This is a genomic window from Marinobacter sp. (assembly GCF_052094685.1).
Taxonomy (GTDB): Bacteria; Pseudomonadota; Gammaproteobacteria; order Pseudomonadales; family Oleiphilaceae; genus Marinobacter.
Genome location: NZ_JBQDKB010000042.1, coordinates 16,082 through 31,518, shown reverse-complemented (window position 1 = coordinate 31,518; position 15,437 = coordinate 16,082). Strand labels below are relative to the sequence as shown.

11 protein-coding genes are annotated in these 15,437 nt (G+C 54.3%); 4 read left to right on the top strand and 7 right to left on the bottom strand.

Annotation, left to right across the window (positions count from 1 at the left end):
* Positions 1 to 95 precede the first annotated feature (95 nt).
* Positions 96 to 1,688, top strand: coding sequence for a parallel beta-helix domain-containing protein (locus ACTH3S_RS10180; protein ID WP_441808898.1), 1,593 nt, complete (start codon positions 96 to 98; stop codon positions 1,686 to 1,688).
* Positions 1,689 to 1,789: 101 nt separating this feature from the next.
* The gene (locus ACTH3S_RS10175; protein ID WP_441808897.1) at positions 1,790 to 3,076 is read left to right on the top strand and encodes an SO2930 family diheme c-type cytochrome; all 1,287 of its coding nucleotides are present in this window, start codon (positions 1,790 to 1,792) and stop codon (positions 3,074 to 3,076) included.
* Positions 3,077 to 3,115: 39 nt separating this feature from the next.
* On the opposite strand, the gene ACTH3S_RS10170 is transcribed toward ACTH3S_RS10175, so the two are convergent.
* Together ACTH3S_RS10170 and ACTH3S_RS10165 are read right to left on the bottom strand one after the other, a co-directional pair.
* The gene (locus tag ACTH3S_RS10170) at positions 3,116 to 4,144 is read right to left on the bottom strand and encodes a helix-turn-helix domain-containing protein (protein WP_441808896.1); all 1,029 of its coding nucleotides are present in this window, start codon (positions 4,142 to 4,144) and stop codon (positions 3,116 to 3,118) included.
* A gap of 110 nt (positions 4,145 to 4,254) precedes the next feature.
* Positions 4,255 to 5,256, bottom strand: coding sequence for a YeiH family protein (locus ACTH3S_RS10165; RefSeq protein ID WP_441808895.1), 1,002 nt, complete (start codon positions 5,254 to 5,256; stop codon positions 4,255 to 4,257).
* Positions 5,257 to 5,461: 205 nt separating this feature from the next.
* Here ACTH3S_RS10165 and ACTH3S_RS10160 point away from each other — a divergent pair, with 205 nt between their 5' ends.
* Positions 5,462 to 6,481: a tellurite resistance/C4-dicarboxylate transporter family protein gene (locus tag ACTH3S_RS10160; protein ID WP_441808894.1), complete on the top strand. Its 1,020-nt coding sequence runs from the start codon at positions 5,462 to 5,464 to the stop codon at positions 6,479 to 6,481.
* Here the strand turns inward: ACTH3S_RS10160 and ACTH3S_RS10155 are convergent.
* The 5 genes from ACTH3S_RS10155 to ACTH3S_RS10135 form a co-directional block, all read right to left on the bottom strand.
* Positions 6,462 to 8,702 carry a heavy metal translocating P-type ATPase gene (locus ACTH3S_RS10155; protein WP_441808893.1) on the bottom strand — a complete coding sequence of 747 codons (2,241 nt, stop codon included), beginning with the start codon at positions 8,700 to 8,702 and terminating at the stop codon, positions 6,462 to 6,464. The genes ACTH3S_RS10160 and ACTH3S_RS10155 overlap by 20 nt on opposite strands.
* Position 8,703: 1 nt before the next feature.
* The gene (locus ACTH3S_RS10150; RefSeq protein WP_441808892.1) at positions 8,704 to 9,495 is read right to left on the bottom strand and encodes a c-type cytochrome; all 792 of its coding nucleotides are present in this window, start codon (positions 9,493 to 9,495) and stop codon (positions 8,704 to 8,706) included.
* Between the two features lie 8 nt (positions 9,496 to 9,503).
* A complete protein-coding gene (locus ACTH3S_RS10145; RefSeq protein ID WP_441808891.1) occupies positions 9,504 to 10,109 on the bottom strand; it encodes a cbb3-type cytochrome c oxidase subunit II in 606 nt (201 codons plus the stop codon).
* Entirely contained in the window at positions 10,106 to 11,722 is a 1,617-nt protein-coding gene (locus ACTH3S_RS10140) for a cbb3-type cytochrome c oxidase subunit I (protein WP_441808890.1), read from the bottom strand. The genes ACTH3S_RS10145 and ACTH3S_RS10140 overlap by 4 nt, the downstream gene beginning before the upstream one ends.
* 310 nt (positions 11,723 to 12,032) lie before the next feature.
* Positions 12,033 to 12,857 (bottom strand): SDR family NAD(P)-dependent oxidoreductase, encoded by an 825-nt coding sequence (locus ACTH3S_RS10135; protein ID WP_441808889.1) that lies wholly within the window; start codon positions 12,855 to 12,857, stop codon positions 12,033 to 12,035.
* Positions 12,858 to 13,067: 210 nt separating this feature from the next.
* Between ACTH3S_RS10135 and ACTH3S_RS10130 the strand changes: the two genes are divergently transcribed.
* The gene (locus tag ACTH3S_RS10130) at positions 13,068 to 15,428 is read left to right on the top strand and encodes a DUF6351 family protein (protein ID WP_441808888.1); all 2,361 of its coding nucleotides are present in this window, start codon (positions 13,068 to 13,070) and stop codon (positions 15,426 to 15,428) included.
* The last annotated feature ends 9 nt before the right edge of the window (positions 15,429 to 15,437 follow it).

Here is a 15,437-nt window from a genome sequence, read left to right as displayed (position 1 = left end):
GCTTATTGCTCGCGAATAGTGTTTTTGGAGGCTCGTCGTCCTTCGTACTAGGAACGTGCCTGCGCAAAACTAACAATAAGCAAGCAGGGAACACCATGCGACAGAAAACAAAGCTCTCAAAACTCTTCACTATTTCAGCAATAGCCAGTGGGTTGTTGCTAGCAGGCTGTGGCGACGACGGCAAAGATGGGAAGGACGGGGTGGATGGCAAAGATGGCGCTGACGGAAATGCCGGCCAGAGTGTCGTAGCCTCAACCACTTCCGGATTTACCATTCCTGAAAATGCCATCTTTGTTGCGCCTGATGCGGCTGATGGCGATGACATTACCGAAGCCCTTTCTCTTGCATTGTTTGAGGTTCCAGAGGATGCACTGGTAGTGCTACCGAAAGGGCGCTTTTTGGTGACTGAAGGCATTGTTGTGAACAGTGCTCGTGGGCTTACGATTACCGGTCACGGCATCAATGAAACTATCCTGGATTTCGGTACATCCAATGGCGACGACGCGTTTCGTTTCCAGGGCGGGAATGGCATTACCATCCGCGACCTAGGCGTTTACGAGGCGCCTAAGAACGGCATCAAAACGACCAACGTTAACGGTATTCACATAACGTACACCGCCACTGTGTGGGAAGGCGAGCTTGAAGCAGACAACGGCGCCTATGGCTTGTATCCGCTTAAGAGCCAGAACGTACTGATGGAGAACAACTACGCCTACGGCTCGGCGGACGCTGGGATTTACGTTGGCCAGTCAGAAAACATCGTGGTGCGTAACAATACCGCCAAGAATAACGTTGCCGGAATTGAAATCGAAAACTCCAGCATGGCCGATGTGTACAACAACATTGCGGTTGGTAACTCAGGCGGTATTTTGGTGTTCGATTTGCCTGGGCTGGTAAAAGCCTATGGCGGTAATGTGCGGATCTTTAACAACCAAGCTTATAACAACAATGCGGACAACGTTGGTGCCAACGTTGTAGGGCAGGTGCCGCCAGGTACCGGTGTTATAGCGCTCGCATCCAGTGACGTCGAAATTTATAACAATCAGATCACTGACAACGACACCACCGCTGTCGCAATTACCAGCTACTTCCTGATCAACGATGATGTGGCTAGCTATCCCGCCACCTTTGGCGCGACCATGGCGGATGGCTGGAGCCCGACGCTGAAAAACGTCTACCTGCATAACAACACCATTGCCCGGAATGGGAGCAACCCGCGTGGCGATCTGCTTGCACCTATCATTGGTGGTTATACGTCCGCTGGCAATAGTACAGGAATGCCGCAGACCTTCCCTGCCATTTTGTACGATGGTATTGGCGAACTGCTGTCGAATACCGGTGATTTGGGCGCATTTAACGGAATTGTAGGGCCAGAAGCCGCGGCTGACGGAGTGAACTATGATGCATACGGCCCCGGCGACCTGATTTGTGTGAACAGCAATATCAACGGGAATCCGGCGCCTGAGTATGACCAAGTCAATACTGGCCTGGTCTATCCGACTGATCCAGCGGCCGCGACGGTCGATGGCGATGGTAATCCTGTACCACAGCTGCTGATCGACCAGATGGTCAACAACACCTACCTCAACTGCGTCCAACCGCGCCTGGCGCCCGCAGTAGTGAACTTCAGAAACAATATCTATGGCTGTACCGGGGATGACTTGGCGGAAGCGGCCTGCTCGCTTTAATCAGATTTTCTGAGCTGTTATTTACAGTGTACTAGTCAATATCGGTGTGTCGTCGGGGCAGTGTGCCCCGGCGCTCATATCGCTGCACGAGAGCAATACTCATGAGAAACAAAAACAAAACGACAGCAGCAATTTTATCGGCGTCTCTTTTTCTGGCAGCGTGTGGCGGCGGGGGGGGTGATGGAGGCGACTCTGGTGGCGGCACACCTCCACCAGCGGGCAGCGCCCTGAATGCTGGCGCCGGTTCGCCGACGGGCGCAGAAGGCAACTGTAGCGCGACGACGTCTGGAGTCAACTGGGATGCTTTGATGACTGAGACATGCCCTAAGCTCTCTGATTACAATCTGTTTGCCGATGCCAGTGATCCGACAGCTGCCCCAACCGGCGGCGGTGTTCCCTATGACCTGTCTACCGCGTTGTTCTCGGATTACACCAGTAAGTACCGTTTCGTATTTGTGCCCGAAGGTAAAACGGTCGGCTATAACACTTCAGAGGCTCTAGATTTTCCGGTGGGGACCGTCATCACCAAGACGTTTGCACTGCCCGAAAATACTGCCCTGCGAGAGGGTGAAGAACTGGTCATTGAGACCCGACTGTTGATCCACCGCTCTGATGGGTGGGTTGCCTTCCCTTATTACTGGTCTTCCGATTCAGATGCGACCTTGGCCATTGCTGGCAAACGCCTTAGCGATCTCACTACCATTAATAATCAAGGTCAGGAAATTACGTTTGACTATGCGGTTCCCAAAGCCGCGGACTGCACCTCTTGTCACTCAGTGGTGCCCAACCTGGCAGACTCGGATGACGACCGTGAACAGATCTTCCTGCCTATTGGACCGAAAGCGCGTTATCTGAATAAAGACCATACTTATTCGGATGGAACGGTATACAACCAGCTTCAATACTGGGCTGAAGGCGAGTTGTTGACCGGCTTGCCGTTTGATCTCCAGAGTGTCGAACAGGCGCCGGTGTTCAACGATCAAACGTCTCTCGCCTCCCTCAACGACAACGAGTTGAATGCTGCTGCGCGAGCCTATCTGGATATCAACTGTGCCCATTGTCATCGCTCAGATCTGACGCTGCCGACAGATTACGCAGGGCCTGCTGGCAGTAGCGGTGTGCAGTTGGAATACAATAGAATTTATGCCGATTCTCCCGGCAAGTTTGGCGTGTGTAAGGAGGCTGCTGCGGGGGGCAAAGATGGTTATCCATTCGATGTAATCCCAGGCAATCCGGATGAGTCCTACTTGTTGTTCCGTATGACGACAGATGATAGCCGTCATAAGATGCCGGAACTTGCTCGCAACACTATGCACCAGGAAGGGACGGAGCTTATTCGTAGCTGGATCGATGCATTGCCTTCTGCAAGTTGTTCATCAGTGCCTTAGTGAGCTGTGAGGTATTTGGGTTCTGTTGGGCTGAAGGGGTCAGGTAATCTCGGTTTTTTGGCGAAATTCGGTGGGAGTGGACTGCTGAATTTCCCGGAATGCGCGGTTGAATGAGCTTAAAGATCTGTACCCGACGTCCAGTGCAATATTGAGGATCGGAGTGTCTGGTTCGGTAACCAGGCTCTTCGACGCCTCAGCAATCCGAAGCTGGTTAATGTAATCGTTGAAGTTACGATATCCCAGCTGTTTGTTAATCAATGCTCGGGTGCGGTACTCCGGCAGGTTGAGCTTTTCGGCCAGCATCTTCAGCGTTAGATGTTCTGTTCGGTAGTATCCAGCAGCCATCAGGTTGGCAAGCCTGTCTGCGTGCTCTTTTTGAAAATCGACATGGGGGAGGGGAGGGGGCGTCGATTGTTCTTGTTGTTTTATATCGGAAAGCGGAGCCAGGCCACTTTTAAACGATAGCTCGCCGAACCTGCCCTGCAAAAGAAAGGTAGTGACTGCCACACCAGCAATGGAAACCACCAATGCCCGGTTGATTGCATAGGCGATGTTGAGATTGAACGCCAAAGCCACCAATAGCACGGCGGTGCCCGCGACAAACAGCACCAGCGCCCGTAGCTTTCGGCGGGGTTCTACAAGGTCGGTCGGCCAATCTGCAAGAACAATCCAGAAACCGTTGGCAATAATAAGAAGCTCAAATACTTCGCCCAGCTCCCAGCCAAAAAACCGTGCCAGCCCGCTGGCGTTGTGATGGCTGTAAAAAACACGGGCGATCCAGGGGGCGAGTACGCTGTAGAGCGCCATAACGCTCCAGATAGATACAAGGTTCAGGCGATGGCGAAAGGTGGCCTGACAGAGCAACCAGAATAAGGCTGGAAGCATGACTTCTAGGTTTAGTGTGAGCCACTGCCAAGGCGTTGGCGTGAGTGGGTGAAGCAAAAAACCGCAGGAGGCAATAAGGAATACAGCAAATACGCGCGCGGCAGATGAGCGGCGCAGTTCGCGGGTTGTTGCGATCAGAAGAATCACCAGGCAAGCCAGGCCAAAACCGGTCAGGATCATCATGAACTGAATACTCGACGCTATTATTGTTATATGCGTTAAACGGCTTCAAACATGTCACTCGAGCGTGCCCATGTCAATTGCGGTCGGAGGCGCAAGCGCCTCCGTCGAGGTTATGCACCCATCAGTAGCGGTGTAAGAAATAGGCCCTCACCAATCAATACGACAAACAGTATCAGCGCTAGAAAGAAGGGTTTGAAACCCAGGCTGCGCAGTTTGTCGATCCGGGTTTCGTAACCCAGTGCTGCCATAGCCATCGCAAGGGCAATTTGGCCTGCCAGAATTAGGCTTTCATGAGCCATTGCCGGCAGTGTAATAACGCTGTTTACAACGACCATAGCCACGAACCCAAAGGCGAACCAGGGGATCGTTATGCGACTACCATCTGCTTGTGCTGGCTGCTCGGTTTTGTCACGCCTTACCCACCATTGACCAACAATCAGTAAAAACGGAACCAGCAGCATAACCCGCACAAGTTTGACGATCACAGCGTTGGCCAGCGCATCGGCGCCGATAGCCTCGCCTGCGGCGACTACCTGTGCTACTTCGTGCACCGTGGCACCTATGTACACGCCATACAGGCTTTCGTCCCAGCCAAGAACAGAATACAACGCGGGGTATACAAACATTGCCAGGCTACCAAACAGCACAACAGTGGCGACGGCCATAGACGTTGCTGCGGGCTTGGGACGTATGGTTGTTTCCGTCGCAAGAATGGCCGCAGCGCCGCAAATGGCGCTACCGGCGCTGGTCAGCAGGGCGGTCTCGGCATCTAGTTTGAATACACGGGTGCCTAGTTGGTAGCCAAGCACGAGTATTGTACTCATCACCATGATATCCAGCGCAACGACGCCTAGGCCCAGAGCCAGGATTTGGCCGAAAGTGATGGAGAAACCAAACAGAACAATGCCTCCGCGCAGCAACCAGCGTGTGGCAAATTTCAATCCAGGCGCCAGGCCCTCGGCTTTACGAGCCCAAGGCAGGTTTCCTGCAAACATTCCCAGCAGCAGTGCGAAGACCAGCGGGCTGATTCCGCTTTGCTGGATAACAGGGATGTCTGCGAGGGTAAATCCGCCGACGGTAAGCGCAGTGCATACTCCTAACCCTTTCCACATGATGACTTGCTCCATGTAAATCGCTATATGAATAGAATGCTCTGGAATAAATAATCTGTGAAATGGGTAAACTGTATAAAACAATCCCGATAAATCGATTAGTAGGTAGTAACAAGGTAGGTTTGAACGGATCCAGCGGTCGGCTAAGCTGTACGTTGTTTCCAGAGTGGACCGGCACCAGGCATATAAATGTAGGCGGGCAGGTATGACACATGATTTGAAAGGCCTGTCACCGGCCTACTTCGGTATGGTGATGGCCACCGGTATCATCTCTTTGACGGCGCACTTTCTGGGCTTTGATCTGGTGGCGCACAGCCTGTTTTATCTGAACCTGTGTTTCTATGGCGTTTTATGGATCGCCACGATTGCGCGCTTTTTGATTTATCGTCGGGAATTTCTGCTCGATGTTATAGATCACCTTCGTGGCCCCGGCTTTTTCACCCTGCCCGCCGGCTCTAGCGTGCTTGGCAGTCAGTTTATTACGTTGACGGATTTCACTTTGGCCGGTCGTGTGCTCTGGGTGTTTGCAATTATTCTCTGGCTGGGGCTGATCTACACCATATTTACGGCGTTCACGGTTAAAGAGGAAAAGCCGACGCTAGATAAGGGTATTACCGGCGGGTGGCTGCTGGCGGTGGTCGCAACTCAGTCCATTGCGGTGCTCAGCGCATTAATCGCGGTGGATATGCCACAGCCCTACAAGCTTGGCGTTAACTTTCTCGCGTTATCCATGTGGCTATGGGGCGGTATGTTGTACATCTGGATGATGTCGCTGATCTTCTACCGCTATACGTTTTTCAAATTCTCTCCCGGTGATCTTGCGCCTCCGTATTGGATCAACATGGGCGCCATGGCGATTTCAACACTGGCGGGCTCGCTGTTGATTGTTAACGTGAAAGACGCGCCTTTTTTGGATTCCTTGCTGCCTTTTCTAAAAGGCTTTTCTGTTTTCTATTGGGCGACGGGAACCTGGTGGATACCCATGCTGCTTATCCTTGGCATATGGCGGCACGTGTACAAGAAGTTCCCGCTGGAATACGACCCTTTGTACTGGGGTGCGGTCTTTCCTTTGGGGATGTACGCTGCCAGTACCCATGAGATGGCGGGTGCGCTGGGGTTTCACTTCCTCGACTTTATACCCATCAGTTTTTTCTACGTTGCTCTGCTCGCCTGGTCGGTGACCTTTTTTGGGCTTTTGCGGTCGCTTAGGCCGGCAAAGTTGTAACGCTAGTGTCTGGCAAGAGTTGCGGCGTGTCGTCAGGCATCTGTTTTTGCATGCGCAGGCTGTTGAGCAGAACACACAAGCTGCTAAGCGACATGGCGATGGCGGCAATAACAGGCTGCACCCAACCGATAACCGCGAGCGGGACAACTAAGGCGTTATAGCCTACGGCCCAGAACAGGTTCTGGCGCATGAGTTTGCGGGCTCGCTGGGCCAGCAGCAGGGTGTCCGGCACTTTGGCAATGCTTTCAGTGAGATAAACCGCGGCTGCTGCACCTGTGGCGGAGGCCGCATTGCCAACGGCAATGCCAAGTCTGGCGCCTGCCAGCGCTAAGCCATCGTTCAGGCCATCACCCACAAACACGGCGTTGGTCTGTTTTTCCAGGTTTTCCATAAAGCTGTGCTTCTGCTCAGGGGAATAGCTGGAAAGCACGTGTTTTGCGGGTATGCCAAGACGTTCGGCTAATTCTAAGCAGGCGTTTCGAGTATCGCCGCTGAGCAGGTAAATGGCGTGGCCCTGGCGTGCCAGTCGCCGAATGGTAGGGGCGGCTTCTGGCCTGAGGGTTTCTTGAAAACCGATCTTCCCGGCATAGCGCCCGTTGCAGGCTATGTGGATGTTCATCCCGCTATCTTCGGTGGCTGGCACCTCGATGCCTTGTTCCCGAAGCCAGCTTGCTTGCCCAGCTAATGCGGTGTCCCCTCCGTTGATCCAGCGTGTGCCTGCGCCTGCGATGCTTTCCCGGGTGCCGCCGGGTGTATTCGCGGGTGAGGGTGCGGCAGCTGTTCTAAGTCCCCTGGCCACAGGATGCTGGGACTCGCTGAGAATTATCTGCGCCAACTGCAGCAGTGTTTTTTCGGTCCATTGCTCGGCTGGCGCAATACTATCGACGCTTGGTTCGCCCGTGGTCAGAGTGCCTGTTTTGTCGAAGACAATCGCGCCAACCTCTGCGGCAGCTTCCAGCGCCGCAGGATCTCGTAATACGATGCCACGGTTGACCATGTGGGCGTGGCCCATGGTGATGACTAACGGAATGGCCAAGCTCAAGGCGCATGGGCAACTAATGATCATAACTGCCAACCCGCGAGCTGCTGCTTCTGGGGCGGGTACCCCCTGAACAAGAGCCAACATCACGGCCACAACGGCGGCGATCAAAATAATAGGTAGCAAAATACGGGCAATGCGGTCTGTTAACCGCTGCAACGTGGTTTTTCGGCTAAGCAGGGCGCTGATGGATCGGGATAAGCGGTCAATGCGGCGCTGGCCAATGCCTGCAGTTACCGACAGTTCAAGCTCGCCTTCCACCAGCTGGCAACCTGCCAGCATTTCCGCACCCGGCCCCAGGGCTTGTGGCAGATGTTCTCCCGTCAGCATCGACAGATCCGCCTGGCCATACCCTTGGATAATCTGGCCATCCAGAGCCAGCTGCTCACCTGCCTTTAGAACAATGCATTCACCGGTTTCAACATCGCTGGCTGGGCGGGCCTCGTAATGGCCGCTGGAGGTTTTTAAGGTAACCTGCGCTGGTACATCTTGAAGGTAGCGTCGAATAATTTCTGAGGCGCGCCGGCGTACGCTGGTGTCTAGCAGTCGGGCGATCAGTTGGAAGGTGATCAACATAACCGCCGCGTCGAAATACACGTGGTGATTGCCGGCGGCGAGTTGCCAGGCCGAGATGATGCAGGCGGCAAATACCGCAATAAAAATCAGGCTGTCGAGGCCGGGAGCACCGGCAATCAGCGTGCGCCACCCGACTCGATAGAAATGCGAGCCGGAATAGAGCACTACTGGTACCGCGAATAGCCCACTGGCCAAAGCGAGCGGCCAGAGTACCTCCGGTTCTACTACCCCGAGCGGCGCCAAATAGGTCAGCAGAGCCGGCATCATGCTCCACATGCCAAAGACCACCGCAACCGCCAGTCGTCTTTGCAGATGCTTGCGCACGGATTCTGCCTGAAATTTGCTTCGCTCAGCGTCAACCGACCCGTGCAGGCGATACCCCAAGCGGGCAACGGCCTTTTGGAGGCTGGCAAGCGGCGGCTTTTCTTTATCCCAGCAAACGAGAGCCACATCGGCTGCAAAATTAACGGCGGCGTCACTGACCCCGGGTTGCTTCTTCAGTAGAGCTTCAACGGCGATAGCACAGCTGCCACAGCGCATCCCCTCAATCATCAGGATGTCCTGATGCTCGGGCTCCTGCGCTGTATTTGTGTTGCTGTCGGGCATCTTAGTGCTCCCCGAAAACCTCCGTCAGCTCTTCTGCAGACCAGCTGCCACGGTCACCGAAACGCTCTTTGTGTTTGGCTACGGTGTCTGGGCTGACTTCGCCTGCATCATTACCCCATTCATTCCGGGCATAGCTTAGCACGGCCGCTATTTCTGCGTCCGAAAGTTGGCCGCCAAGTGGCGGCATCATGCCCTGGAACGTATTGCCGGCAACCTCAATTTCACCCTGCAGACCGTCATGGACGATCGCGACAGGGATATTGGGGTCAGCTTGCAGCCATTTACTTCCCGCTAACGGTGGGAACGCGCCGGGAATGCCTTGGCCAGTCGCCTGGTGACAGGAGCTACAATGGGCGCTAAAGAGGGCTTCACCATCTACGTCTGCGCTTGCTGTGCTGCTAGAACCTACCCCCGAATCCTCTGTGGCCGCAGTGTCTGACGTATCCCCAGTGTCCGCGGTTTCTGCAGTGTCTGAACCCTCTGGGCTTGTCGCGCCTGGCTCACCTGACTCGTCAGCGTTTGACGCCTCCTCGGCAGATGTGTCGACGCTTTCTGAAGCGTCAGTGCTGCTTGAGTTTGCAACTTCTGCCGGCTTGGATTGCTGATGCTCAGCTGCAACGGGTGTGCGGCTATCGCCACCCTGCAAAGGCTTGCCGATCTGCCAGGCGTAGTAGCCCACGCCCCAAACAATAAGGATGGCTATCCAGGCGAAGACAATCTTTGGAGCGGCGCGAGTGCCTTCTTCCGGTTCGGGCGCTTCGCGAAACTGAGCGCGCTGATCATGTTCGTTCATGGCGCACGTTACTCCTTGGGTTCATCGGATTTCGGCAAAGTAGGTGCCGGATAAGTATGGTCAAGCGCGAGTATATACTCGGCGAGCGCAAGCGCATCTTCAGTGGCAACAATCTGCCCGGATTCAGGGGCATAAGGCCCTGGCAGGTATACCACTTTGTCACCTTCTGCCGGCTCGTCTACATGGCGAAACAGGAACGGGTAAGACGGCATAATGCTGTCTTTGTGAACTGTTCTTGGGTTGTAAAGGTGCAGCAGTTGCCAGTCGATGCTGGGCAGCCGTGCGCCTACGTTGAACAGATCAGGGCCGGTACGCATGGTGCCCAGCAAGTGCGGCTGATCGTTGGCGTAGTCGCCGGGTACGGAAGGGCGGCCCCAGCCCCGGTCTCTGTCACCCGGCGCAAAACTTGGGTCACGGGGTTGCTGGCTATGGCAGTAAACGCAACCGTTGGCTATATATAGCTGCCGGCCGCGCTGCTGCGTTTCAGTGTATGGCTTAAGATCGGGTGGAATCTGTTCTGCCGACATTTGCAGATACGGCATAACCACCAGCGTAAGCGTGGCCAATAACAGAATAAGGGCTGCACCGACCATAATTGCGAGAGCACGTTTCATTGAGTGGGCTCCTTAACAGCAGGACGGAAGAGGGTTGGTTGCTCATTGCTGGCTCCGCGGTGCGTCAACATCGCAACAAAATGGATCGCAAACACTATGTGCCCCAGCGTCATCAGAGCGCCGCCTACGGTGCGGGCCTGAAGCCCCGGAATGGTCATGCGAACAATATCCATGAAGGGCATTGCGGCATCGAGCAAGGCCAAGCCCTGCTTCCAGCCAGTAATCGTCAGCGACAGGAAGTAAATCAATATGCCTATGCTCACCAACCAAAAGTGAAGGCTGATCATCCTGCGCCATGGCCATTCCCAATTGGTGAGGCGGGGCATAATGAAGTACACGGCACCAAACAGAATGAAACTCAGGAACGCATACATACCAAGGTGGGCGTGGGCCACGGTGTAGTGGGTAAAGTGGGTGACTACGTTAACGCTGCGAAGCGCTTCCATAGAGCCCTGGAGCGAAGACGCCGTGTACATGAGTGCGCCGATCCACACAAAACGAAGGGTGGGCGAGTCTTTCAGACGCTTGAAATTACCCATCATGGTGCCGTGATGGTTAATGGCGACGGTAATCACCGGAATCGACATCATCACACTGTGGACAATCGACAGGGTAACCAGCCATGTTGGTATGGGGCCGCCAATCAAATGGTGAATGCCAACCTGGCTATAGAACAGTGCCAGAGACCAAAAGCCAATCAGTGACAGCTGGTAGGAGATAATCGGCCGGCCGAGAATCTTCGGGATCATGTAGTAGGCGATGCCAATGCCAATGGGGGTTACCCACAGCCCAAGAACGTTGTGGGCGAACCACCAGTTAACCGTGGCGCCAGATGCGCCGGGAAAGGTAAAGGGCAGGTTGGCAATCAGGAACAGAATCGGAAACCACACCAGTGCAGCCATCAAATACCAGCTGGTCACATAAAGGTGTTCTACCTGACGGTTGGCGGCGGTCAGTAGCAAGGGAATGGCGCATAGAGCACCACCGAAGACAAACGTAATGTCTATCTGCCACGGGAATTCGAGCCACTCTTGACCGTCGGAATAGCCCAGCGTAATGGCAACCAGCCCCATTACCAGGCCGATATTCCAGATAACCGCCCCAAGCACGGCATATTTCCCACCGGCAAGAGCGGTTTTGAACAGCCGGGGAATCAAAAATAGCGCCGCACCTATGCCAGCCATGGAGGCCCAGCCGTAAGTGACCGCGTTCAGGTGCACTGGGCGCACCCGGCCGAAGGTTAGAAACTCGCTGGATACCAGAAACTCAGGGAGGTGCATTTTCAAAGAGGTGATCAGCCCGAAAAATGAACCTAAAAGCAGCCAGAAAACAGCCGAACTCAGCCAGGTTAGCACCGCTGTTTTGGACGACTGATCTGCTGTCCAGCGAGCTTTGATGGCACTTGCTTGTGCTGTGGTATCACCTGTAAAAGCCGGCTTGTCCGCCAGCGCTGGATCCTCACTGTGGCCTTCTTCCCCGGGGGAGAAGATGGTGCGTGCGGCTGACTGGCCATGGCTGAACTGATTATTGGCAATAGACCAAATCAGCAGCAACAGACCCACCGTCGAAAGCACGAAGGTAATGATCAAGAGAATGGCAATGGTAGGTGTCATGGGCCGCCCTATTTGATTCACTGTAAATACATCTTAGTAGAGGGAACCATTTAGGTAAAAATGATTGCAGGCTTTAAGGCTGTATTTACATGTTTTGAGGAGATAGCGAAGAGTTGCAATACAGTAACGCGACTGAGAGGGTGGGGCGATGGTGGTGCTTGTTCTAAATCAAGTAATGATGGCTGAAGCGCCTTCGGGCTTTTCACCGGTGGTATGGCAAAAGCCCGAGACAGTGGCGTAAAGATGAAGGTATTAATAGGTCATCCCGCCGGCTGGTCACTCGGCGCAAGCTGCCTGTTTGGGTGAAAAGCTAAGCTGTGTCTTTGTGCATCCCGTGTTTACGCAGGGCCTTGCCGATCAGGCGTAGCATAACTGCGTTAAACGGCCCAGGAAGGTAACGTGCCCCAAAGGCCGTCAGCTTGCCGGATAAACCAGGAATAATCTGCCAGCGCCCGGCATCCAGGCCTGCAACAATTTGGTCACAGGCGCTGTTTGCTTCCAGAGAACCGGCCAGTGCTTTCAGCTCAAGAGACACTGGGTTGGCATCCGTACGTTCCTTTTCCACCATCGGCGTTTTGACTTCTGGTGGGCAGACGCAGCTGATGTGAATGCCTTGGGGTTCGTATTCATAACGCAGGGTAGTGGCCAGGCCTACCACGCCGAATTTGGATGCACCGTAGGCCGCATACGCGTAGTTACTGGTAAGGCCGGCAATGGATGCCACCAACGCCAGTCGACTGCCAGGCTGCATGGTTGGCAACACGGCCTTAGCAAAGTGATAGCTGCCATTGAGGTTGATATCAACAACCCGACGAAACTCACTGGGCTCCATATCCGCAAACGCTTTATTGATCACCACCCCGGCGGAGTTGATCGCAAGATCCGGGGTGCCAAAGGCATCTACAGCTGCCAGAACGGATGCTTGGGTTTGCTCAAAATCCGTAATATCTGCAGAGAGGAACTGCCAGGCCGTTTGCCCAACGCTGGCAGTCACATCTAGCAGGCCATGGCTTTCATGAGACATAGTGAGATCGAGCACGGACACCTGGCAGCCTCGTTTGAGATACCTCAGCGCCATGCCTAAGCCTAAGCCACTGCCGCCGCCAGTAATCATCACGTGGTTGTAGGTTTTCATCGCACGAATCTCCGGGACTGATGAGTCGGTTTTTACTGCTGAATGATGCTACTGAAACCCGCTGTGCAGTAGTTGATTATATGCGCCAAATGCTTGATGAAGCGTGACGCATATTGGGCCCTTTTCCTCAATCTGTTTCTGTCGAAATATCCCTTCCGCTTCTATACTCGTTGATACGCCCAACAACAATACAACATGGAAGGGATTGTTATGCGTAATAGTCAAACAGCGCGGTTTGGCCTGGCTGCAGGCTTGATAACGTTACTACTCAGCGGCTGCTTCGGTGGTTCCAATAGCCAGCCAGAACTCGATCTCACCAGCCTGTCTAGCGCTCCGGATCAGGTCAGTGGTGATACTGTTCTGATTGGCCTTGAAGGCAAGAGAACTACGGTTTCAGCAGAAAGGAATAACCTGGAATTCTGGCTTAATGACGCCAAAATCAGCCCCCTGGTACGAGAGGGACGCAATGGCCCGGAAATTCTTGTGGCAGGGCTTTTGGAGGGTGAAAACCGGTTAGAGCTTCATCATGTTGACTATGGGCCACTAAGTGACCTTACGTTGAAGGCTTACCCAGTAACCGGGCCAATCTTCTCTGGGCCGCATCAGTATCCATTCGTTTGCAGCGTAACCGAGGAGCTGGGCAAGCAACCCCTGGTAGACACCGAGGGTGATACCGGCTTTCCGGTTCTGGATGCTGGCGGCAACCAGATTGGGCTGAGTAAAGACTGCTCTATCGAACCTTATGTGGAGTTTGTCTACCGTACCACCGAAGGTGACTGGGCAGCCCTGCCTGGCGATAGTTCGCGGCCCGAAGATCTGGCTTCAACGGAGCTTAGCGACGGTAGTGTCGTCGATTTCATTGTGCGCCAGGAAAGAGGCACCATTAATCGCTTCATCTACAGTTTTGCCACCCTCGCGCAGCTAGGGGATGGGCCTGATGAGACATCGGCTGCTAACTGGAACGGTCGCTTGCTGTTCCACTTTCAGGGCGGCGTTGCCATCGGGCATGCACAGGGAAGTGTCAGCGACAGTCGTGCACTACAGCCAGAGACCCTTGGGAAGGGTTACGCCGTTATTTATTCTACCGGCACCAAGACCGATACCCACTATAACCTTCAGGTAGGGGGTGAAACCGCCCTCATGGTGAAGGAACACTTCATCAAGCGCTTTGGCGTGCCCGAGTATACCGTGGCCATTGGCGGCTCCGGAGGCGGCATTCAGCAGTATGTTTACTCCCAGAATCATCCAGACCTGCTGGACGCGGGTGTGCCCCAGTACTCGTATCCGGACATGGTGACCCAGGTCATTCACGTCGGAGACTGTGAACTGCTGGAGTACTACATGGACGCCACCGACAGAAATAACGACAAATGGAAAACAACCAGTAACCGTAGTTGGCTGGTGGGTATGAATGCGACCGATGCCTATTCGGATCCGCTTGCCCCGGCGAAAACCATGTTGGGGTTCAGTACGGCCCCGGGAATGACCGAGTGCATTCCCGCATGGCGAGGCTTGGCTCCATTGGTGATGAACCCATTTTTCGGGGGTGCTGATAATCAGGAATTGATGCAGCCGGAGGGTGTAATGAATGCCGTGCAATGGACGCACTACGACGACCTGAGGAACATCTACGGTGTCGATGACAACGGCAACCCTCGCACTCTGTATGACAACGTGGGTGTGCAATACGGACTGGAAGCGTTGCGCGACGGCAATATTACCCGAGACGAGTTTTTGCACCTGAATGCCCAGATTGGCGGCTGGAAACAGCCCTCCGAGATGGTGCAGGAGGGTTTTCCGTTCACTGGCTCATTTGAAGATGTTCAGGCCGACCCTAGAAAATTCGATCCCTGGAGTGCCCGCAACATGAATTTGAGCCCGGATGGTATACAGCCTGCGCCGCGCACAGAAGGCGATTTGAAAGCGATTCAGGCTGCTTATGAGTCTGGTATGGTCTTTGACGGCCAGCTCAACATGCCCGTTATAGACTGGCGACACTATCTGGAGGAGGTGCTGGATATGCACAACAGTCACCAATCCTTCTCTGTTCGCCAGCGCATCATTAACAAAATGGGCAATGCCGACAACCAGGTTATCTGGTTTACCGATACTCGCCCGACTGGCATCTCAGGTTCTGACGAGCCAGAGCCGCTGGAGAAATCAAACCCCACCTGGGCCGCGCTGGACGTGTTGCATGAGTGGTTGATGAACATTCGTGCGAATCCCGACCAGAGTATTGCGGACAACAAACCTTCAAGTGCCGTGGATACTTGCTATGCAACCTACGGTGCCGTGATCGCTGCGGGGGATGACGTCTGGAACGGTATTCTCGACGACCAGCCTGATGGCGCCTGTACCGAAAAGTTCGAGACATACACCACCTCGCGCATGGTGGCTGGCGGGCCGATTGAAGGCAGTGTTTTCAAGTGCAGTTTGAAGCCCGTCGCAAGGGCGCTGGAAGACGGCACTTACGCCAGTGTCTCGTTTACAGCCGACGACGAGGCACGGTTGGATGAAATATTCCCTAACGGTGTTTGTGACTACAACCGCCCCGATCAGGGTCGCCCGTAAGGCGCCCTG